We start from the raw sequence: 21,213 nt of genomic DNA, 5'->3' as shown, positions 1-21,213 counted from the left end.
GGCACCGAAGGAACGGAACACCTGATGGGCACGAACGAGCACTACTTCACGCGAGCCAAGCTCTCGATTCCCGGTGGCGTCAACTCGCCGGTGCGGGCGTACGGGTCGGTCGGCGGCACGCCGCGCTTCCTCGTCTCCGCGCGCGGGGCCTACGTCACGGATGCCGAGGGTCGCGAGTACGTGGACCTCGTGAGCTCGTGGGGTCCCGCGATTCTCGGGCACGCGCATCCGTCGGTCGTCAAGGCGGTGCAGGATGCCGCGGCGAAGGGCCTCTCGTTCGGGGCGTCCACTCCCGGCGAGACCGAGCTTGCGGAGCTCGTTCGGGAGCGGGTGCGGGTGGGTGACCAGTGCGCCGTCGAGAAGCTGCGGCTCGTCTCCACCGGCACCGAGGCCACGATGACCGCCATCCGGCTCGCCCGCGGCGCGACGGGTCGGGACCTCCTGGTGAAGTTCGCCGGCCACTACCACGGGCACTCCGATGCCCTGCTCGCCGAGGCGGGCTCCGGACTCGCGACCCTGGCCATGCCGGGCTCCGCTGGGGTCACGGCCGCCACCGCCGCGCAGACCCTGGTGATCCCGTACAACGACCTCGCCGCCGTGCGTGCGGTCTTCGCCGAGCACGGCCCGAACATCGCCGCCGTCATCGTGGAGGCGGCCGCCGCCAACATGGGCGTCGTGCCGCCGGAGCGCGGGTTCAACCGGGCGCTCGCGGCCATCGCCCGAGAGAACGGCGCGCTCACCATCTTCGACGAGGTGCTCACCGGATTCCGGGTCGGCCCCGCTGGCTGGTGGGGCCTCGAGGCCGCCCGAGTGGTGCCGGACGGCGCCGGCTGGCAGCCGGACCTGTTCACCTTCGGCAAGGTCATCGGCGGAGGCATGCCGCTCGCGGCGCTCGGCGGCCGCGCCGACATCATGGACCGGCTCGCCCCCCTCGGCCCGGTCTACCAGGCCGGAACGCTCAGCGGAAACCCGGTCGCGGTGGCCGCGGGAATCGCCACCCTCCGGGCCGCGGATGCCGAGGTCTACGCGAAGCTCGACGCGGTGGCCGACCGGCTCTCCGCCGCGGTCTCCGCCGCTCTCGCCGCGCAGGGGGTCGAGCACACCGTGCAGCGCGCGGGCAACCTGTTCTCGTTCGCCTTCGCCGCGACGGCCCCGCGCAACTACGCCGACGTGAAGGCCCAGCAGGCGTTCCGCTACGCGCCGTTCTTCCACTCCATGCTCGACGCGGGAGTCTCGCTGCCGCCGTCGGTGTTCGAGGCCTGGTTCGTCTCGGCCGCGCACGACGACGCGGCGGTCTCCCGCATCCTCGATGCCCTGCCCGCCGCTGCTCGCGCCGCCGCCGCCGCCGTGTCTCCCGCCTGACCCACCCGGCGCGTCCTCGCGCCTCGCGCCCGCGCGAGGCGGGGGCGCGGTCAGTGGGCGGTGAGCAGCCGCGAGAGTCGCGCGACCTCGGTCCGCGTGATGCCGATCGATTCGAGACGGCGGCCTGCATCGAGCGGTTCGAGCCACGCGGTGAGAGACTCCCGGCGGTCCCGGATGCGCAGCAGCAGATCTTCTTCGCTGTGGGCATCCTCCCGCCGCGGTTCCGGCGTCGTCCACAGGTGGGCGTTGACCCGCCGGACCCAACCGAAGGAGCAGGGCGGCGACAAGACCCGTGCGATCGCGTCCCGCCGAGCAGTGCACCAGCACCGCGCCATCCGCCCCCGCGATCGCGCGGAATACCGCCGCGAACTTCTCCGGATAGAGGGCCAGGTTGTCGGCATACGAGGCCGGACTGTCGAGCAGGGGGCCGCAGACGCGACGGAACTCCGGGTCATCCGGATCCTCGGTGGGCCGATTGAGCCGGAGGATTCCCGCCAGCATCGATGCGTCGACGACCGGATCGTGCGGCTCCCGACCTATCTCGCCCGGGTTGCGCAGGTCCACCACGAGCCGCACGCCGTCCGCAATGGCCTGGCGCCAGCCCTCATCCGTCAGCGACTCGGGCCGACCGGACCGAAAGAGCCGGCCGACCGCGGTCACGCCACCGGAGTCGAGCGGCAGCCCTCCGAGGTCGACGGCGTTGAACGCGCCATCCCAGGTCGTCGGCATCGCGAGGCTCGAGGTCATGGGCCAGGAGTGTAGCCTCCGCACTTCCCACTGAGGTGCCCGCTTTTGCCGCCTCATCGGCGGACAAACCGGCAGGATTGGGCACCTCGGCGAGGCGCGCGAGGCGAACTACAGCAGCGACAGGAGCAGGAAGACGATCCCCAGGAGCGGGAACACGCCTTGGATCGCCGCCGAGCGGGCGTTCGAACGCCCGGTCGAGATCAGGACGAGGGCGGCGAGCACCATGCTTCCCGTGCCCATGAAGATCAGCGCGAGACCGGCAGGGCCGCTGATGGCGAGCAGCACCATCCCGACGACGATGCCGATCGTGAGAAACAGATTGTAAAAGCCCTGGTTGTACGCCATCGGTCTGAGCGTGTCGGCGTCGGCCTGGTTCGCGATGCCGAAGATCTTCCAGGTGCGCGGCTTCGTCCAGCTGAGGCTCTCCAGCGTGAAGATGTAGACGTGGACGAGGGCGGCGAGCCCGGCGAAGACGAGGCCGATCACGAAGAGTGCAGCCATGTTCGCAAGTATGGCGGATGCCGTGGCCGAGCCCGCGGTAGTCGTCAGCCGAACAGGATGGCGGCCTCGTCATAGCGGGACTGGGGCACCGTGTTGAGCTTGCCGAGGGCATCCTCGAAGGCCACATGGGTGATCGTCGTGCCGCTGAGCGCGACCATCCGGCCCCAGCGGGAGTGCATGATCATGTCCACGGCGGCCATGCCGTAGCGGGTGGCGAGCACCCGGTCGTACGCCGTGGGGGTGCCGCCCCGCTGGATGTGGCCGAGCGTCGTCGCCCGGGTCTCCATGCCCGTGCGCTCCTCGATGATCGGGGCGATGAGCTCGCCGATGCCGCCGAGCCGGGGACGGCCGAACGCGTCGAGGCCACGCTCGGAGTGGGCGTCGTCCATGGAGTCGAGGTGGAATCCCTCGGCGACGACGACGAGCGGCGCGCGGCCGCGGTCCCGCACCGAGGTGACCCACGCCACGATCTGGTCGATGCTGGTCTTCTGCTCCGGGATGAGGATGGCGTGCGCACCGGCCGCCATGCCGGAGTGCAGGGCGATCCAGCCGACGTGGCGGCCCATCACCTCGGCCACCATGCAGCGGCCGTGGGAGTCCCCGGTGGTGCGCAGGCGGTCCATGGCGTCCGTCGCGATCTGCACCGCGGTGTCGAAGCCGAAGGTGTAGTCGGTGGCGGAGAGGTCGTTGTCCACCGTCTTCGGCACGCCCACGATCTTGATTCCGGCATCCGTGAGTCGCTTGGCCGCGGCGAGGGTTCCTTCGCCGCCGATCGCGATGAGCGAGTCGACGCCGAGGCGGTCCATGTTCTCTTTGATGCGCTCGGCGCCGCCCTCGCCCTCGAACGGGTTCGTGCGCGAGGTGCCGAGGATGGTGCCGCCCTGCTTGGCGATGCCCTGGATGTCCTTGCGTTCGAGGGTGACGATGTCGCCCTCGACCACGCCGCGCCAGCCGTCGCGGAAGCCGACGAACTCCTGCCCGTAGATCTGGGTGCCCTTCAAGACGGCGCCCCGAATCACCGCGTTGAGGCCCGGGCAGTCTCCGCCGCTGGTGAGAATTCCAATGCTCATGGCACCATCATTCCGCAAGTTCGGGGTCGCTCCGTTCACTAGCCTCGCCAGACCGCGCCCGGGTTCGTGTCAGGGCAGTGGATGCCGCGGGCAGGCGGTCGTCGCGGCGTGCTCCGCGCACACCACGAGCTGTTCGCGGCAGGACAGTTCGCCGCAGTTCTGCATGTGGCTGGTCGGTTCGCCGCAGCGGTAGCAGCGACCGATGGTGAGGGCGTCCTCGGAGAAGTCGATCGACATCCGATTGTCGAAGACATAGAGCGAGCCCTGCCAGAGTCCGGAGTCGCCGTAGGTCTCGCCGTAGCGGGCGATCCCCCCGTCGAGCTGGTAGACCTGCTCGAAGCCGCGGCTCACCATGAGGGAGGAGAGAACCTCGCAGCGGATGCCGCCCGTGCAGTATGTGACGACCGGCTTGTCCTTGAGGTGGTCGTACCTGCCGCTGTCGAGTTCGGCGACGAACTCCCGGGTGGTGGCGACGTCGGGCACGACGGCCCCGGCGAACCGGCCGATCTCGGCCTCGAAGCCGTTGCGGCCGTCGAAGAAGACCACCTCCTCGTGCTGCACGAGCTCGTGCGGTTGCTCGGGGCTCAGCCTCTCGCCGCCGCCGATCACGCCGTTCTCGTCGACGCGCAGCTCGTCGGGAGCGCCGAAGCTGACGATCTCGTCGCGCACCCGCACGCTCAGTCTCGGGAAGTCGTCCCCGCGGCCCTCGCTCCACTTGGCATCCAGCCCGGCGAACGGGCCGTACTCCCGCGTCTTGCGAAGGTAGCGCTTCACGTCCTTCAACTCGCCGCCGACGGTGCCGTTGATGCCGTCCTTCGAGACGAGGATGCGGCCGCGCAGGCCGAGCGACTCGCAGAGGTCGCGCTGCCAGAGGCGGATCGCGTCCGGGTCGGCGAGTGGCGTGAAGCGGTAGAACAGCAGGATCTTGGGGACGGCCACCGACCGATTCTACTTTTCTCCGCTGCGTGGTCTCCCCGCTGCGTGGTTACAGCGCCCGGGCACCCCTCCCCGGTTTCGCGATGTCAATTCGACATGACATCACGGTGAATTGATTGCCGGTTTTCGAAGGGGAGGGGTGGGGGACGTAGTCTGCTGTGCATGGAGACGCCGAGCGCGACGGGTGCCGTGACCGCCGGCTCGGCGGACGCCGCGCCGCTGCGCTCCACCTACCTGCCGCGCCATCCCGTCAGCCTGAGCCTCACCCTCCGGCCGCTGAGCCGCGGCAGCCAGGACCCGACCATGGTGTGGGACGGTTCGGGAGTCTGGCGCACCCAGCCGACCCCGGCCGGGCCGGCCACCCTGCACCTCAGCCAGCGAGGCCGCGAGATCCGGGCGACCGCGTGGGGGCACGGCGCGGAGTGGGCGATCGCCGGCGTGCCTGAGCTGCTCGGCGACGGCGACGAGCCGGGCGATTTCGACGTGTCGAAGAACCCGTTCCTGGCGGACTCCCTGCGACGCAACCCGGGACTGCGCCTGCTGCGCACCGGCCTCGTCTTCGAGATGCTTCTCGCCGCGGTCCTCGAGCAGAAGGTCACCGGCCTGGAGGCGCGTCGGGCCTGGAGCCAGCTCATCCGGGCGCACGGCGAGCCGGCGCCGGGTCCGGCCCCGGCCGGAATGAGGGTCTTCCCGTCGCCGCACGTCTGGCGGATGATCCCCTCCTGGGAGTGGCATCGCGCGGGCGTCGGGCCGCAGCGTTCCCGCACCGCGCTCGCCGCCGCCGCCGTCGCCGCGGGGCTCGAGCGCACACTCGCCCTCGGTCGGGGCGGGCCGGACGTCGTGTCGCGGCTGCGGTCGGTGCCCGGGGTCGGCGTGTGGACCGCGGCCGAAACGAGCCAGCGCTCGCACGGCGACCCGGACTCGGTGAGCGTCGGCGACTACCACCTGCCGGCGGTGGTGGGCTGGGCGCTCATTGGCAAGCCGGTGGACGACGACGGAATGCTCGAGCTCCTCGCGCCGTGGACGGGCCATCGGCAGCGAGTCATGCGGCTGATCGAGGCGAGCGGGTTCGCCAAGCCGCGTTTCGGACCGCGGATGACCATCCAGGACCACCGGTCGCACTGAGCGACGAGGAACACTGGGCTAAGAGAAGCAGTCGGCTAGCGTGAAGCGGTGCACCTTCTCTTCAGGACCGTCCTCGTCTGGCTTCGCCGCAACCGCCGGGGACTCGACGTGCACGACGTCGGCCGGATCAGCTTCCGGGTGCTGCCCACCGGCCTCGACGTTCTCGGCCACATGAACAACGGCGTCTACCTCTCGATCATGGATCTCGGGCGCATGGATCTCATGCAGCGCTCGGGGGTGCTGCCCAGGCTGATGAGGGCCGGCTTCTACCCGGTGATGGCGGACGAGACCATCAGTTTTCGGCGCTCCCTCCAGCCCTGGCAGCGGGTCACCATCGAAACCCGCATTGTCGGTTACGACGAGAAGGCCGTCTACATCGAGCAGCGCGCCGTGGTCGGAGGCGAGGTCTATGCGCGGGCGACGATGCGGTCGCGCTTCGTGCGGAAGACCGGGGGCACGGTGTCGACGGCGGAACTCGCCTCGGTGGCCGGAATCGACATCTCCGGCAGCACACTGCCGGAGTGGGTCACCCGCTGGGCGGCGGATGTCGCCCTTCCGCCCGCGCGCGGGTCGGCGCCGAGCGAGTGGGACTGACCGGCGCTAGTCGGCGGGCAGGTCGCTCGCCGACGGCTCGTCGAGCTCGCCGAGCGGACCTCCGCCGAAGTCGGCTGCGCCCGCCGCGTCCGCCGTCTGCTTGAGGAGTTCGTCTGCCGAGGCCTGGGCGGCCGCCGCTTCTGCCGCGTCCCCGGCCGCCGCACCGCCCTGGTTCGCAAACTGGTCGAATGTTGCCATCGCTTGCTCCCTGTTCGAGTACTGCTTCGAGAGAGCCTAGCCAGCGGCGGGCCCGTAGGTAAAGAGGCGGACCGCATCCCACGGCCCGGGTCAGCGGCTCTCGAGCACCGCCATCGCCGCGTTGTGGCCCCCGATGCCGCTCACGCCCCCGCCGCGCCGCGCGCCCGCCCCGCAGAGCAGGATGCGGTCGTGGGCCGTCGCGACGCCCCAGCGCTCGGCCGGGGTCGCCAGCGAATCCGCCTCGTCGGCGAAGGGCCAGGACAGGGGACCGTGGAAGATGTTGCCGCCCGGCAGTCGCAGCGCGGCGTCGAGGTCGAGGGTGGTCTTCGTCTCGATGCACGGCCGGCCGGCCGCGTCGGTCATCAGCAGCGGCTCCACCGGCTCGGCGAGCACCGAGTCCAGCGAGTCGAGCACCGCCCGGGTGAGCGAGTCGCGCATCGCGTCGTTGTTCTCCGGAGTGATCAGCCGATCGGGCGTGTGCAGCCCGAAGACGGTGAGCGTGTGGGCGCCGGATGCCGAAAGCTCCGGAGAAAGGATGCTCGGGTCGGTGAGCGAGTGGCAGTAGATCTCGGCGGGCAGCGGGCTAGGCAGCTCGCCGGCGGTCGCCGATCGGTATGCCCCCTCCAGTTGCGAGTAGCTCTCGTTGATGTGGAAGGTGCCACCGAACGCGGCGGCGGGACCGAGGCCCGAGTCGCGCAGGCGGGGAAGCCGTTCGAGCAGCAGGTTGACCTTCACCTGCGCGCCCTCCGGGCGCTCGGGTGCCGGCTCGCTGAGCAGCCGCGCGAGCACGTGCGGCGCGACGTTCGCCAGGATGGTGGAGGCCGCGATCGTGCGCTCGGCGCCCAGGTGGCGGTAGCTCACCTCGCCGTCGGGGGTGAGAGCGGTCACCTCCGCGCCGGAGACGAGCGTGGCGCCGGCGTCGCGGGCGGCGCCCTCGAGCGCGCCGGTGACGGCGCCCATGCCGCCGGCCGGCACGTCCCAGTCCCCGGTCTCGCCGCCGATCACGTGATAGAGGAAGCAGCGGTTGGCCGCGAGGGTCGCGTCGTGGGCCGGCGCGAACGTGCCGATGAGCGCGTCGGTGAGCACGACCCCGCGCACGAGGTCGTTCGCGAAGGTGCGTTCGATCACCTCGCCGATGGGCCGCTCGATGAAGTCGTGCCAGGCGCGGTCGTCGTCGACCGCCCTCCGCGCCTCTGCCCGGGTCATCAGGGGCTCGCACACGCTCGGGAAGAGCGTGCGGGCAAGGTGCGCCGTGCGTCCGTAGAAGTCGTGCCAGGCGGCCGCGTCGCCCGCGGCCCCGACGGCCGCGAAGGATTGTGCGGTGGCCTGGGCGTCGCCGTTGTCCACGAGCAGGCCGCGGCTCGTGCCCGGCTCCGGCGTGTACGAGGAGTACCGCCGGCGCAGCAGGCGGATGTCGAGGCCGAGTTCCCGGATGATTCGAGCCGGAAGAAGGCTCACCAGGTAGGAGTAGCGGGAGAGCCGCGCGTCGACTCCCTCGAACGCCTGGGTGGAGACCGCGGCCCCGCCGAAGTCGTCGAGCCGCTCGAGCAGGGTCACGGACTTGCCGGCCTGCGCCAGGTAGGTCGCGGCGACGAGGCCGTTGTGCCCGCCGCCGACGATCACGACGTCCCGGCCGCTCACGCGGCGTCGCCGTGCAGCGTGGCGTCGCCCGATGGCGAGTCCTCGTCGGCGGCACAGCCGATGGCGTCGACCACCCGGCCGGAGAGTCTGAGCAGGCGCTCGGCATCCCCGGGTTCGAGCGCGTCGAAGAAATAGCGCCGCACCGCGGCGAGGTGGCCGCGAATCGCTCGCAGCACCGCACGCCGCCCGTCGGGGGTGAGGCCGATCCAGGACCCGCGCAAATCCATCTCGCACTCGGCCCTGGCCACCAGGCCGCGCTTCTCCATGCGGGAGACGAGGTGCGACACCCGACTCTTCTCCCAGCCGATGCCGGCGGCGATGTCCCGGCTCCTCAGTTGGCGATTCGGCGCGTCGTTGAGGGTGAAGAGCACCTCGTACTCTGAGGCCGAGATGCCGGAGTCCCGCTGAAACTGCAGGTCGAGGGCGCGGTCGAGCCGCCGGCGCATCACGTAGAAGGCGCGCCAGACCTCCAGCTCGCTGTCGCTCAGGGCGTCGGATTCGCTCATTAAGCCATTCTACTCGTTTGTTGATACATCAACCATTGTGTGATTATGTTGACGCATCACCAAACTCTCAGGAGAGGCTCACTGTGTCTGTAAAGATCGGCATCATCATCGGAAGCACCCGTCCGGGACGCAATGGCGGCACGATCGCCCGCTGGGTGGACACCGTCGCGGCCAAGCGCACCGACGCCGAATTCGAGCTGGTCGACCTGCTCGACTACGACCTGCCGCACCTCGATGAGGCCGTTCCGGCGATGCGCGGCCAGTATGCGAACGCCCACACGAAGGCCTGGGCGGAGAAGATCGCCGAGTTCGACGGCTACATCTTCGTCACCCCCGAGTACAACCACAGCACCTCCGGGGTGCTTAAGAACGCGATCGACTACCTCTACGCCGAGTGGAACAACAAGTCGGCCGGGTTCGTGAGCTACGGGGCAGGCGGCGGCTCCCGGGCGGTCGAGCACCTTCGGCTCGTGGTCGCCGAGCTGCAGATCGCCGACGTGCGCGCCCAGCTCGGCCTCTCGGTGCTGTCGGACTTCGAGAACTACACGACCTTCATTCCTACCGCGCGACACGAGGCCCAGCTCGACGCGGTGCTCGACCAGACGGTGGCCTGGGCGGGTGCGCTCAAGCCGCTCCGCGAGAGTGCGGGAGAGCTCGCCGCGGCCTGATCCAGACTGCGGAGTGCGCCGGGGCGGGCGGAATCGGCCCAACCGGAGCGCCGCGGGCGGTCGAAATGGCGAACTCTTGCTTGCGGGGCCGCTGCACGCACGTGCCGTGCGCCCCGCGGCGGAACGCGCCGCTCGTCGCGCAAGTAGTCTCGTAGCATGTCGACGTACGCGCCCGATTCGCCTGTGAACCTCGACCCCCTGGCGGTGGAGGCCATCGAAACCGTCCGCCGCTGGCTCGCCGAAAGCACGGATGTCGCCCCGGACAAGTCCGCGGAGCGCCTCGCCGGCGTGCTCAAGGATCCCCGGGGGCTCGACTTCACCATCGGTTTCGTCGACCGGGTGGTGCGCCCGGAGGACCTGCGGGTCGCCGGCCGCAACCTCGAGCGGCTCTCCCGCGCCGTGCCGGCCTTCCTGCCCTGGTACATGCGCTTCGCGATCCAGCTCGGCGGCGGCTTCGCCCCGCTCATCCCGTGGCCGATAGTGCCGATCGCCGGCGCCGTGCTGCGCCGGATGGTGGGCCACCTCATCGTGGACGCGACGCCCAAGCGCCTCGACAAGAGCATGTCCGCGCTGCGCGGATCCGGCATCCGGCTCAACCTCAACCTGCTCGGCGAGGCGGTGCTCGGGGACGAGGAGTCCGACCGCCGGCTGCACGGCACGCGCGAACTGCTCGAGCGGGACGACGTCGACTACGTCTCGATCAAGGTGTCTTCGGTGTCCGCCCAGCTCTCGATGTGGTCGTTCGACGAGACCGTCGAACGGGTGGTGGCGCGGCTCACCCCGCTCTACGAACTCGCTGCGGTGTCTGCCACGCGCAAGTTCATCAACCTCGACATGGAGGAGTTCCGCGACCTCGACCTCACGATCGCGGTGTTCAAGCGCATCCTGCAGCAGGGGCGACTGAAGAACCTCGAGGCCGGAATCGTGCTGCAGGCCTACCTGCCCGACGCCCTTGCCGCGATGCAGGACCTCACCGCCTGGGCTACTGCCCGCCGGGCCGCCGGGGGCGCCGGCATCAAGGTGCGTCTGGTCAAGGGCGCGAACCTCGCCATGGAGCACGTGGACTCGGTGATCCACGGCTGGCCCCTCGCCACCTACTCGACCAAGCAGGACACCGACACGAACTACAAGCGAGTGCTCGACTGGTCGCTGACCCCGGAGCGCACGGACGCGGTTCGGCTCGGCATCGCTGGACACAACCTGTTCGACGTCGCGCACGCGTGGCTCCTCGCCAAGGAGCGCCAGGTGGACAGCCGGATCGAGTTCGAGATGCTGCTCGGCATGGCCACGGGCCAGGCGGATGCCGTGAAGCGCGACGTGGGCGGCCTGCTGCTCTACACGCCGGTCGTGCACCCGGGCGAGTTCGACTCGGCGATCTCGTACCTCATCCGCCGCCTGGAGGAGAACGCGTCGAGCGAGAACTTCATGTCCGGCGTCTTCGAGCTCGCCCAGGACGAGACGGTGTTCGCCAGGGAGGCCGAGCGGTTCCTCGCGTCGGTGCGCGCGCTGGATCGTGCCGTTCCCCGCTCCAACCGGCGACAGGACCGCACCCAGCCGGTGCCGCCGCTGCCGATCGACGGTGCGCCGCGCGAGTTCTCGAACGAACCGGACACCGATCCGGCTGTCGCCGCGAATCGCGAGTGGGGGCGCGGCATCCTCTCCCGGGTCGCCGAGTCGCGTCTCGGCATCGACGGGATCGCCGCGGCCCGGATCACCGACCCCGCAGCGCTCCAACGACTGATCGCCGAGGCCGTGGCGGCCGGCACCGAGTGGGGCCAGCGCCGGGCGGACACCCGGGCCACCGTGCTGCACAGCGCGGGGGAGGCACTCGCCGCGGCACGGGCCGACCTCATCGAGGTCATGGCGAGCGAGACGGGCAAGACCATCGCCGAGGGCGACGTCGAGGTCAGCGAGGCGGTGGACTTCGCGCACTACTACGCCGAGCGGGCCCGCGAGCTCGACCGGGTGGAGCACGCACAGTTCGTGCCGTCAAGACTCGTCGTGGTGACGCCGCCGTGGAACTTTCCCGTGGCGATACCGGCCGGCTCCGTGCTCTCGGCCCTGGCCTCCGGGGCCGCGGTCATCATCAAGCCCGCCCCCCAGGCGCGCCGCAGCGCCGCCGTCCTGGTCGAGGCACTCTGGGCGGGCGGGGTGCCGCGCGACGTGCTCCGTCTCGTCGACATCGAGGAGGGCGAGCTCGGAAGGCAGCTCGTGTCCGACCCCGCCGTCGACCGGGTGATCCTCACCGGGGCCTGGGAGACCGCACAGCTGTTCCGCTCCTGGCGGCCCGACCTGCCGCTCCTCGCGGAGACGAGCGGCAAGAACGCCATCATCGTCACGCCGAGCGCCGATCTCGATCTCGCGGTGGCGGATGTCGTGAAGAGCGCCTTCGGCCACGCCGGCCAGAAGTGCTCGGCGGCGAGCCTCGTGATCCTCGTGGGATCCGTGGCCAGGTCGGAGCGCTTCCGGCGCCAGCTCGTGGATTCGGTCACGACCCTCCGGGTGGGCTATCCGCAGGATCCGACCACGATCATGGGCCCCATCGTCGAGCCGGCGCACGGCAAGCTCCAAAAGGCGCTCACGACCCTCGACGAGGGCGAATCCTGGCTCGTGAAGCCGCGCGCGCTCGACGAGTCGAACCGGCTCTGGTCCCCCGGTGTGCGCGACGGCGTCGCCCCCGGCAGCGAGTTCCACCTCACCGAGTACTTCGGGCCGGTGCTCGGAATCATGCACGCCGATTCGCTCGCGGAGGCGATCGAGCTGCAGAACGCGCCGGCCTACGGGCTCACGGCGGGCATCCATTCGCTCGACTCCGACGAGATCGCCACCTGGCTCGACTCGGTGCAGGCGGGCAACCTCTACGTGAACCGCGGAATCACCGGGGCGATCGTTCGCCGGCAGCCGTTCGGCGGCTGGAAGAGGTCCACGGTCGGCGCGAGCGCGAAGGCGGGCGGCCCCAACTACCTGCTCACCCTCGGCGACTGGCAGCCGGTGTTCCCCGAGCCGGGCACGAGCGTCGTGCTCGAGGGCCTGAGCGACCGCGTGGCGGCCGTGATCGAAGCCGCCCAGCCGGGCATGGAGTTTCTCGAGTTCGACCTCGTACGGGCCGGCGCGGTCAGCGACCAGCGGGCCTGGGCCGCGGAGTACGGTGGCTCCCGAGACGTCTCGGGGCTCGTCGTCGAGCGGAACGTCTTCCGCTACCGGCCGGTGCCGGTCACCGTTCGCCTGGCGGAGGGTGCCTCTCCCGCCCAGCTTGTGCGCGTGATCGCGGCGGCCAGCCTCGCGGGCGCCCCGCTGACGATCAGCTCATCGGTGCCGCTCGCGGCCGGGCTCGTGCGTCTCTTCGGCGGGCCGGCATCGCCGGTGGAGGTCGGCGAGGTCGTCGTGGAGTCCGACGCGCGCTGGCACGCGCGACTGCAGTCCGGCGAGGCGCCCGTCGGCAACGGCACGCCCGGCCGCATCCGGCTCATCGGCGGGGACAGGCTTGCCCTCGCTCTCGCGCTCGGCGGGGATCCGGATGTGGCGATCTTCGCCGGACCGGTCACCGTCTCCGGCCGGCTCGAGCTGCTGCCGTTCCTGCACGAGCAGGCGGTGAGCATCACCGCGCACCGCTTCGGCAACCCGGACCCGTCCACCATCGTCGTGATCTGAGCACGCTCGCGGCGGGAGATGTCGCCTCGCGGCGGGGGAAAGAGCGTGCCGGCGGGGGACGTGACTCCCTCCGCGAGCACATTTCCCCGCCGCAGCGCGGGATAACTCCCTCCGCGAGGGGCTGGCCTCGCGCGACCCGGCAAGGGCAGCCCGCTGGCGCAGCCCGTCCAGTGGGGCTCGCGTCGCGGCGGGAGAGACTGCCTCGCGGCGGGAGACGTGACTCCCTCCGCGAGCACATTTCCCCGCCGCAGCGCGGCTTCTCTCCCTCCGCGACCGTGGCCGCGACCGTGGCCGCGACCGTGGGCCGCGACCGTGGGCACCGCCGAGGTAGAGCCGACCGCTACCCGCGAAGGGCCGCCGCGACGATGGCCAGCGCCTCCGCCTCGTCCACGCCGAGCTTGTGGATGCGGGTGGCGTACTCGCGGGCGGCGACCTGCGCCTCCCGGTGGGCGGCATCCCCGTGGGCGCTCACGAACGTGCCATTGCGGCCGCGGGTCTCGATGATCTGGTCCCGCTCGAGCTCGCGGTAACACCGCGCGACGGTGTTCGGGGCGAGCCCCAGATCGTCGGCCAGGCGCCGCACGGTCGGTAGCTTGGCGCCGGGCGCGAGCTCGCCGGTGCCCACCTGCTCGAGCAGCTGCACGCGCAACTGCTCGAACGGGGGAACGCTCGACTTCGGGTTGATGGCCAGAGTCATGAGTCAGCCGCCGGCGCGTGGGTCTCGAGAAACTGGAACACCTCCGTGCTGTCCACTCCGGGGAAGGTACCGGAGGGCATCGCGGCGAGCAGGCTCGAGTTGAGCCGCGCGCTCGGCCAGGAGAACTGCTCCCACTTGGCGGAGAGGTCGGCGGGGGCGCGACGGCAGCAGGCCTCGTCCGGGCAGGTCGAGACGCGCCGGTTGACGGTGTCCCGGCCGCGGAACCACTTCGCGGTGGCGAACGGGGTGCCCACGCTCACCGAGAAGTCGCCCTGCGGCGTCGACTGGATGGCCGAGGTGCACCAGTATGTGCCGGCCGGCTTGTCGGTGTACTGGTGGTACGGGCTGAACCGGTCCTCCACGTCGAACACCTGCCGCGCACTCCACTGGCGGCAGACCAGCTGGCCCTCCACGGCGCCGAGCGCGTCCGTGGGGAAGGCGGCGCTGTCGTTCTCGTAGGCCTTGAGAATCGTGCCGCTCTCGTGAACCTTGAGAAAGTGCACCGGGATGCCCAGGTGCTCGGTGGCGAGGTTGGTGAACCGGTGCGCGGCGGTCTCGTAGCTCACCGCGAAGGCGTCGCGCAGATCTTCCACCGACAGCTGTTTGAGCTCCTTCGCCTCGCGCAGGAAGTTCACGGCGCCCGCCTCGGGGATGAGCAGCGCTGCGGCGAGGTAGTTGGTCTCCACGCGCTGGGCGAGAAACTCGCCGTAGTCCTTCGGCTCCGGGTTGCCGAGCACGAAGCTCGCGAGGGCCTGGAGCAGCGCGGACCGGGGGTCGCGCGCGACCGAGGCGCCGAGCGGGAGGTAGATGCGGCCGTTCTTGAGGTCGGTGACGGATCGGGTGGTCTGCGGCAGGTTCTTCACGTAGTGCAGGGAGAAGCCGAGGTGGGCGGCGAGGTCGGAGGCCACCCGCTGGGAGAGCGGGCCGCCCGCGTGCCCGACCGCGGCGAGCAGCGTCTTCGCGTGCGCCTCGAGCTCCGGAAAGTAGTTGTTCTTCGAGCGCATCACCGTGCGCAGCCGGGTGTTCGCCCGGCGGGCCTCCTCGGGCGTCGCCGCCCGCTCGCGGTGCAGGCGCTCGAGCTCCCGCTGCAGGCCGAGGATGGTCTCGAGGGCCTCGTCGCTGATCGACTTGCCGACCCGGAAGGCTGGGAGGCCGAGCGAACGGAACAGCGGACCGCGCTGCGCCAGCTCGAGGGCGATCTCCTGCGCGGCACGGCCGGTGGGCGCCTCGGTGGAGAGCAGCTCGTCCAGCGGCACCTCCAGGGCCCGGGCCACCGACTGCAGCACGCCGAGCTTCGCCTCGCGCTTGCCGTTCTCCAGCATCGAGACCTGCGACGGGGCGCGGCCGACGGCCGAGGCGAGGTCGTCGAGGGTCATCCCCCGCTCGGTGCGGAGGTGGCGGATACGGCGGCCGAGGGTGAGGGTGTCGAGCATCTCTTCATCGTCCGCTCCGCGGAGCTCGGTCGTCGTCATCCCTCCATGGTGGCATGCGGGCTTCTTCCGCGAAACAGAAGAATCGAGAATCTTCTGCGAGTTTTCTCGGTGAAGACCCCTCCCGCAGGCCCAATAGTCGAAGAGAAGCAATCATTTCCACGACCGGGAGCACGCAATGACCTACTCAGCCCGTCGCCCAGGCGACCAGATCCAGACCGCGACCGAACTCGAGACCGAGTGGCAGCTCGACCCTCGCTGGGACGGCGTCCGCCGCGACTACACCGCCCAGGACGTGATCGACCTGCGCGGTCCGGTGCGCGAGGAGCAGACCATCGCCCGGCGCGGGGCGGAGAAGCTGTGGGAGCTCATCCGGTCCAACGGCTCCGAGGACAGCCCCGAGTGGGTTGCGGCGCTCGGCGCCCTCACCGGCAACCAGGCCGTGCAGCAGGTGCGGGCCGGCCTCAAGGCCATCTACCTCTCCGGCTGGCAGGTGGCCGCCGACGCCAACCTCTCCGGCCAGACCTACCCCGACCAGAGCCTCTACCCGGCCAACTCGGTTCCGGCCGTGGTGCGCCGCATCAACAACGCGCTGCTGCGGGCCGGCCAGATCGAGTTCAGCGAGCGCGGCGAGGCCGCCGACTGGATGGCGCCGATCGTCGCGGATGCCGAGGCCGGCTTCGGCGGACCGCTCAACGCCTACGAGCTCATGCACTCGATGATCGAGGCCGGCGCGGCGGGCGTGCACTGGGAGGACCAGCTCGCGTCGGAGAAGAAGTGCGGGCACATGGGAGGCAAGGTGCTCGTGCCGACCAGCCAGCACATCCGCACCCTCAGCGCCGCCCGCCTCGCCGCCGACGTCGCCGGCGTGCCGAGCATCATCATCGGCCGCACGGACTCGCTCGCCGCGAACCTCATCACGAGCGACGTGGACGAACGCGACCGGCCGTTCCTCGACGGAACGCGCACCCCGGAGGGGTTCTACGGAACGAAGCCCGGCATCGAGACGGTTCTCGCCCGGGGGATGGCCTACGCGCCGTACGCCGACCTGCTCTGGGTGGAGAGCTCGGAGCCCGACCTCGAGCTGGCCAGGACCTTCGCGGAGCACATCCACTCCGTGTACCCCGACAAGAAGCTGGCCTACAACTGTTCGCCGTCGTTCAACTGGAAGTCGCACCTCGACGACGAGACGATCGCGCGGTTCCAGCGCGAGCTCGCCTCGATGGGATACACGTTTCAGTTCATCACCCTCGCGGGCTTCCACGCCCTCAACCACTCCATGTTCACGCTCGCGAAGGACTACGCCGAGCGGCACATGAGCGCCTACGTCGAACTGCAGGAGGCCGAATTCGCCTCCGAGGCAGACGGCTACACGGCAACGCGCCACCAGCGCGAGGTCGGCACCGGGTACTTCGACCGCGTGGCCACCGCCCTCAACCCCACGAGCGCCACCCTCGCGCTCGCCGGCTCCACCGAGACGGCCCAGTTTCACTGATCCCGCTCGCCTCCACCCCTCCCTTCCCACCCCTCCCTTCCCCTTCCGAAATCCATGCGTTCTTCGCCGACCGTCGCGTGTCGTGGTGCGACACGCCGGGTGGCATCCAGAAATGCATGGATTTCGGAAGTGAGGGCCGGGCGACCAAGGGGCAACCACATCTTCAGGAAAGAGAGAACGACCATGACTTCACGAATCGAGATCGCCGGCCCGCTGCGCGATCGTTACGACGAGATCCTCACGCCGGGGGCGCTGCGCTTCCTGGCCGACCTGCACGACCGCTTCGCCGGCCGCCGGCACGACCGGCTCGCCGCCCGCATGCAGGTGCGCTACGACCTGGGCAACGGCCGCAACCTGCGATTCCTGCCCGAGACCGCGGCCATCCGGGCGGATGACTCCTGGCGCGTCGCCGGCGCCGGGCCCGGTCTCGAAGACCGCCGGGCGGAGATCACCGGCCCGACGGACCGCAAGATGGCCATCAACGCGCTCAACTCCGGAGCGAACGTCTGGCTGGCCGACCAGGAGGATGCCACGAGCCCCACCTGGGGCAACGTGATCGAGGGCCAGCTCTCGCTCTTCGACGCCTTCCGCGGGCGGCTCGAGTACACGAACGACGACGGCAGGCAGTACCGGGTCACCGGCGCGCAGCCGACCGTGGTCATGCGTCCGCGCGGCTGGCACCTCGTGGAGAAGCACCTCACCTACGTCGACCGCACCGGCCGCCGCACCGCGGCATCCGGATCGCTCGTGGACTTCGGCCTCTACTTCTTCCACAACGCGAAGCGACTGATCGAGCTCGGCCGGGGCCCGTACTTCTACCTGGCCAAGCTGGAGTCGCACCTCGAGGCGCGGCTCTGGGACGACGTGTTCAGCTTCTCGGAGGAGGCCATCGGCATCGACCACGGCACCATCCGGGCCACGGTGCTGATCGAGACGATCCCCGCCGCGTTCGAGATGGACGAGATCCTCTGGGAGCTGCGCGACCACTGCGCCGGCCTCAACGCCGGCCGCTGGGACTACATCTTCAGCATCATCAAGAACTACCGCGGCCGCGGCCAGTGGTTCGTGCTGCCTGACCGCACCCAGATCACCATGACGGTGCCCTTCATGCGGGCCTACACCGAGCTTCTCGTGCAGACCGCCCACAAGCGCGGTGCTCACGCGATCGGCGGCATGTCGGCATTCATCCCCAACCGGCGCGATCCGCTGGTCACGGAGCAGGCGCTCGAGAAGGTGGCGGCGGACAAGAAGCGCGAGGCCGGCGACGGGTTCGACGGCACCTGGGTCGCGCATCCCGACCTCATCCCCACCGCGCGCGCCGAGTTCGATGCCGTGCTCGGCTCCCGGCCGAACCAGCTCGACCGGCAGCGCCCGGAGGTGTCGGTGACCGCCGAGCAGCTGCTCGACATTCGTTCGGCCGGGGGCACGGTGACGGATGCCGGCGTGCGCGGCAACGTGGCGATCGCCATCCGCTACATCGAGTCCTGGCTGCGCGGCGTGGGCGCGGCGGCCATCGACAACCTCATGGAGGATGCCGCCACGGCCGAGATCAGCCGCTCGCAGATCTGGCAGTGGATCCACCAGGACACGGTCACCGAGGAGGAGACTGCCATCACCCGGCCGCTGATCGAGGGCTACATCGCGGAGCTGGGGCTCACCGGCGGCCGGTTCGCCGACGCCATCGAGGTGTTCCGCGAGGTGGCGCTGCAGGAGGAGTTCCCCACCTTCCTCACGGTGGCCGCCTACCCGCGGTACCTGGTGGAGGCGGAGCGCGCCCCGCGCGAGAGCGAGAGGGTGGGCGTCGCGGCCTGACCCGGCCGGATCATCGGCACCCGTGCCCGTTCGTCACCCCGGTGCCGGACGGGCACGATCGCGTGTGGCGCTAGGACTCGCGCGAGCGGTGGATGAGCTTCGAAAGAACGATCGCGCTGCGGGTGTGGTCAACGTTGGGGGCGACGCGCACGCGTTCGAGGGCGAGCTCGAGCGACGGGATGTCGCGCGAGCGCATGTGCACGATCGCGTCGGCACTGCCGGTGACGGTGCCGGCATCCACCACCTCGGGCACGCCGGAGAGGATGCGCCGCAGTTCCTCCGGCGCCACGGTGCCGCGGCAGAACAGCTCGACGTATGCCTCGGTGCCGAGCCCGTCGACGGCAGGGTCGACCTGAATGGTGAAGCCGCGGATCACCTTGTCGGCGACGAGCCGGTCCACGCGCCGTTTCACTGCGGACGCCGAAAGCCCGATCACCTCGCCGATATCGCCGTATCCGGCACGCGCATTTTGGCGAAGAAGGTCGATAATGCCGTAGTCCAGGCTGTCCATGGCCCTACCTTACGGTTTATATTTGTGCTGCAGGGTGCAATTTCAGCGATTTTGTGCGCCTTAAGCGCTGAATGTTCTGATGTGTGCGTGTGACACTGGAACGACCCCACACCCCGATCTCCAAAGGAGCCCTCGTGTCGGCCACCACTCCCATTACGGATGCTGCACCCAGCATCGAAAAGACCCCTCAGCGCGTCGCCACCAAGCGCACCGTGCTGATGTGTCGCCCCGACTTCTTCACCGTCGTGTACCGCATCAACCCGTGGATGGATCCGCGGCTCCCCACCGACACGGCGCTCGCCGTTCGCCAGTGGGAGGTGCTGTACAACACGTACCTCGAACTCGGATTCGACGTGGAGCTCATCGACCCGATCGACGGCCTGCCCGACATGGTCTACGCGGCCAATGGCGGTTTCGTGCTCGACAACATCGCCTACGGCGCGAGCTTCACGTACAAGGAGCGCCAGCCGGAGGGCCCGGCGTACATGGACTGGTTCCGCGCCAACGGCTTCGACGTGCGCGAGCCGCAGAACGTGAACGAGGGCGAGGGCGACTTCCTGCTCGTGGGCGACGCCATCCTGGCCGGCACCGGCTTCCGCAGTGCATCCAACAGCCACCAGGAGATCGGCGAGATCTACGGCCGCGAGGTCGTGACGCTCGAGCTCGTCAACCCGAGCTTCTACCACCTGGACACCGCGATCGCCGTGCTCGACCCCGCGCCGGCCCCCGGCGAGTCGCCGAACATCGCCTACCTGCCGTCCGCCTTCAACGAGGCCGGGCTTGCCGTGCTCCGCGAGCGCTACCCGGACGCCATCCTCGTGAACGAGGAGGACGCGGCGGTTCTCGGCCTCAACTCCTTCAGCGACGGCCACAACGTCGTGATCGCCGCCCGCGCGAAGGACTTCGAGCGCCAGCTGCTCGAGCGCGGCTACAACCCCATCGGCGTCGACCTCTCCGAACTGCTGCTCGGCGGCGGCGGCGTCAAGTGCTGCACCCTCGAGCTGCGACGATGAGCGTGATCTCCGGCCTGTCGACCTCGGCCTCCGCGCAGCTCATCGAGCTCGAGGACGCCCACATCGCCCACACGTACCACCCGCTTCCCGTGGTGGTGGCGACGGCGCAGGGCGCGTGGGTCACGGATGTCGAGGGTCGCAAGTACCTCGACTGCCTCGCGGCGTACTCCGCCGTGAACTTCGGGCACGGGCATCCGGCGCTCATCGCCGCGGCGAAGGCGCAGCTCGACCGCGTCACGCTCACGAGCCGGGCGTTTCACAACGACCAGCTCGGCCCGTTCGTCGCCGCGCTTGCCAAGCTCGCCGGCAAGGACATGGTCATCCCGATGAACACGGGAACCGAGGCGGTGGAGTCCGGCATCAAGGTCGCCCGCGCCTGGGGCTACCGCGTGAAGGGCGTCGAGCCGGAGAACGCCAACATCATCGTGGCCGAGGGCAACTTCCACGGCCGCACGATCACGGTCGTGGGCTTCTCGAGCGATCCGGTGGCCCGTCACGGCTTCGGGCCGTTCACGCCGGGCTTCCGCTCGGTGCCCTACGGGGATGCCGCGGCCCTCGAGGCGGCCATCGACGACAACACGGTGGCCGTGCTCATCGAGCCCATCCAGGGCGAGGCGGGCATCCTGGTTCCGCCGGCCGACTACCTCCCGGCGGTGCGTGAGATCACCGCGCGGCGCAACGTGCTCTTCATCGCGGACGAGATCCAGTCCGGCCTCGGTCGCACCGGGGCCACGTTCCAGTGCGACAACGTCGGGGTCGTGCCCGACCTCTACCTTCTGGGCAAGGCGCTCGGCGGCGGGATCGTGCCGGTCTCGGCCGTGGTCGGAAACGCCGACATCATCGGCGTTCTCGGCTCGGGCGAGCACGGCTCCACCTTCGGCGGCAACCCGCTCGCGGCGGCCGTCGGCCGCGCGGTGATCGGCCTGCTCGAGACCGGGGAGTTCCAGGAGCGCTCGCGCACCCTGGGGCTGCGCCTGCACGCGTCTCTCGATCGCCTGGTCGGCAAGGGAGTGCTCGCCGTGCGCGGCGTCGGCCTCTGGGCGGGAATCGACATCGATCCAGAGCTCGCCACCGGCCGCGAGGTCTGCGAGCTTCTCGTGACGCGCGGCGTGCTCGCCAAGGACACCCACGGGTCCACCATCCGTCTCGCGCCGCCCATCGTTGTCGAGGCGGCCGACCTGGACTGGGCAGTCGAACAGCTCGAGGCAGTGCTGCAGGAGCTCGCCGCCGCGAGGTAGTCGTTGCCTATGCTGGGC

At 70.2% G+C, this 21,213-nt stretch carries 18 protein-coding genes and 1 pseudogene; 9 read left to right on the top strand and 10 right to left on the bottom strand.

What is annotated here, in order from left to right:
• Positions 1–24 precede the first annotated feature (24 nt).
• The gene (hemL, locus tag ACHZD8_RS12255) at positions 25–1,362 is read left to right on the top strand and encodes a glutamate-1-semialdehyde 2,1-aminomutase (RefSeq protein WP_394770705.1); all 1,338 of its coding nucleotides are present in this window, start codon (positions 25–27) and stop codon (positions 1,360–1,362) included.
• Between the two features lie 273 nt (positions 1,363–1,635).
• Here the strand turns inward: hemL and ACHZD8_RS12250 are convergent.
• The 4 genes and pseudogenes from ACHZD8_RS12250 to ACHZD8_RS12235 form a co-directional block, all read right to left on the bottom strand.
• A pseudogene (locus ACHZD8_RS12250) lies at positions 1,636–2,091 on the bottom strand (tyrosine-protein phosphatase); the annotation flags it as partial.
• A 126-nt stretch (positions 2,092–2,217) separates the two neighbouring features.
• The gene (locus ACHZD8_RS12245; protein WP_394770704.1) at positions 2,218–2,610 is read right to left on the bottom strand and encodes a DUF1304 domain-containing protein; all 393 of its coding nucleotides are present in this window, start codon (positions 2,608–2,610) and stop codon (positions 2,218–2,220) included.
• 44 nt (positions 2,611–2,654) lie between these two features.
• The gene (locus tag ACHZD8_RS12240; RefSeq protein ID WP_394770703.1) at positions 2,655–3,680 is read right to left on the bottom strand and encodes a 6-phosphofructokinase; all 1,026 of its coding nucleotides are present in this window, start codon (positions 3,678–3,680) and stop codon (positions 2,655–2,657) included.
• A 69-nt stretch (positions 3,681–3,749) separates the two neighbouring features.
• A complete protein-coding gene (locus ACHZD8_RS12235; RefSeq protein ID WP_394770702.1) occupies positions 3,750–4,619 on the bottom strand; it encodes a rhodanese-related sulfurtransferase in 870 nt (289 codons plus the stop codon).
• Positions 4,620–4,778: 159 nt separating this feature from the next.
• Here ACHZD8_RS12235 and ACHZD8_RS12230 point away from each other — a divergent pair, with 159 nt between their 5' ends.
• On the top strand, positions 4,779–5,741 hold the full coding sequence (locus ACHZD8_RS12230; RefSeq protein ID WP_394770701.1) for a DNA-3-methyladenine glycosylase family protein: 963 nt from the start codon (positions 4,779–4,781) through the stop codon (positions 5,739–5,741).
• Positions 5,742–5,789: 48 nt separating this feature from the next.
• The gene (locus ACHZD8_RS12225) at positions 5,790–6,335 is read left to right on the top strand and encodes an acyl-CoA thioesterase (RefSeq protein ID WP_394770700.1); all 546 of its coding nucleotides are present in this window, start codon (positions 5,790–5,792) and stop codon (positions 6,333–6,335) included.
• A 6-nt stretch (positions 6,336–6,341) separates the two neighbouring features.
• Here the strand turns inward: ACHZD8_RS12225 and ACHZD8_RS12220 are convergent, their stop codons facing one another.
• From ACHZD8_RS12220 to ACHZD8_RS12210, 3 genes are all read right to left on the bottom strand, one after another.
• Complete coding sequence (locus ACHZD8_RS12220) at positions 6,342–6,533, bottom strand: hypothetical protein (RefSeq protein ID WP_394770699.1); 192 nt, start codon at positions 6,531–6,533, stop codon at positions 6,342–6,344.
• Between the two features lie 90 nt (positions 6,534–6,623).
• Positions 6,624–8,174 carry a phytoene desaturase family protein gene (locus tag ACHZD8_RS12215; RefSeq protein WP_394770698.1) on the bottom strand — a complete coding sequence of 517 codons (1,551 nt, stop codon included), beginning with the start codon at positions 8,172–8,174 and terminating at the stop codon, positions 6,624–6,626.
• Complete coding sequence (locus ACHZD8_RS12210; protein ID WP_394770697.1) at positions 8,171–8,680, bottom strand: MarR family winged helix-turn-helix transcriptional regulator; 510 nt, start codon at positions 8,678–8,680, stop codon at positions 8,171–8,173. Before ACHZD8_RS12210 ends, ACHZD8_RS12215 begins: the two co-directional genes overlap by 4 nt.
• An 83-nt stretch (positions 8,681–8,763) precedes the next feature.
• Between ACHZD8_RS12210 and ACHZD8_RS12205 the strand changes: the two genes are divergently transcribed.
• A complete protein-coding gene (locus ACHZD8_RS12205) occupies positions 8,764–9,348 on the top strand; it encodes an NADPH-dependent FMN reductase (RefSeq protein ID WP_394770696.1) in 585 nt (194 codons plus the stop codon).
• Positions 9,349–9,504: 156 nt separating this feature from the next.
• On the top strand, positions 9,505–12,999 hold the full coding sequence (locus tag ACHZD8_RS12200) for a proline dehydrogenase family protein (protein ID WP_394770695.1): 3,495 nt from the start codon (positions 9,505–9,507) through the stop codon (positions 12,997–12,999).
• A gap of 340 nt (positions 13,000–13,339) precedes the next feature.
• Here the strand turns inward: ACHZD8_RS12200 and ACHZD8_RS12195 are convergent, their stop codons facing one another.
• Positions 13,340–13,696 (bottom strand): GntR family transcriptional regulator, encoded by a 357-nt coding sequence (locus ACHZD8_RS12195; protein ID WP_394770694.1) that lies wholly within the window; start codon positions 13,694–13,696, stop codon positions 13,340–13,342.
• Positions 13,693–15,168: a helix-turn-helix domain-containing protein gene (locus ACHZD8_RS12190; protein WP_394770693.1), complete on the bottom strand. Its 1,476-nt coding sequence runs from the start codon at positions 15,166–15,168 to the stop codon at positions 13,693–13,695. Before ACHZD8_RS12190 ends, ACHZD8_RS12195 begins: the two co-directional genes overlap by 4 nt.
• Before the next feature lie 136 nt (positions 15,169–15,304).
• On the opposite strand from ACHZD8_RS12190, the gene aceA reads away from it, so the two are divergent.
• Both aceA and aceB read left to right on the top strand, forming a co-directional pair.
• Positions 15,305–16,621: an isocitrate lyase gene (aceA, locus tag ACHZD8_RS12185; protein WP_394770692.1), complete on the top strand. Its 1,317-nt coding sequence runs from the start codon at positions 15,305–15,307 to the stop codon at positions 16,619–16,621.
• A gap of 183 nt (positions 16,622–16,804) precedes the next feature.
• Complete coding sequence (gene aceB / locus ACHZD8_RS12180) at positions 16,805–18,433, top strand: malate synthase A (protein ID WP_394770691.1); 1,629 nt, start codon at positions 16,805–16,807, stop codon at positions 18,431–18,433.
• A 70-nt stretch (positions 18,434–18,503) separates the two neighbouring features.
• Here the strand turns inward: aceB and ACHZD8_RS12175 are convergent, their stop codons facing one another.
• Entirely contained in the window at positions 18,504–18,944 is a 441-nt protein-coding gene (locus ACHZD8_RS12175) for an Lrp/AsnC family transcriptional regulator (protein ID WP_331899203.1), read from the bottom strand.
• Between the two features lie 152 nt (positions 18,945–19,096).
• On the opposite strand from ACHZD8_RS12175, the gene ddaH reads away from it, so the two are divergent.
• Together ddaH and rocD are read left to right on the top strand one after the other, a co-directional pair.
• Positions 19,097–19,957 (top strand): dimethylargininase, encoded by an 861-nt coding sequence (gene ddaH / locus ACHZD8_RS12170; protein WP_394770718.1) that lies wholly within the window; start codon positions 19,097–19,099, stop codon positions 19,955–19,957.
• On the top strand, positions 19,954–21,195 hold the full coding sequence (gene rocD / locus ACHZD8_RS12165) for an ornithine--oxo-acid transaminase (protein ID WP_394770690.1): 1,242 nt from the start codon (positions 19,954–19,956) through the stop codon (positions 21,193–21,195). Before ddaH ends, rocD begins: the two co-directional genes overlap by 4 nt.
• Positions 21,196–21,213: the final 18 nt, after the last annotated feature.

Source organism: Lacisediminihabitans sp., from assembly GCF_043726815.1.
Lineage (GTDB): Bacteria > Actinomycetota > Actinomycetes > Actinomycetales > Microbacteriaceae > Lacisediminihabitans.
The sequence above is the reverse complement of the archived record's forward strand: the minus strand, read 5'-3'. Positions and strand labels throughout refer to the sequence as shown.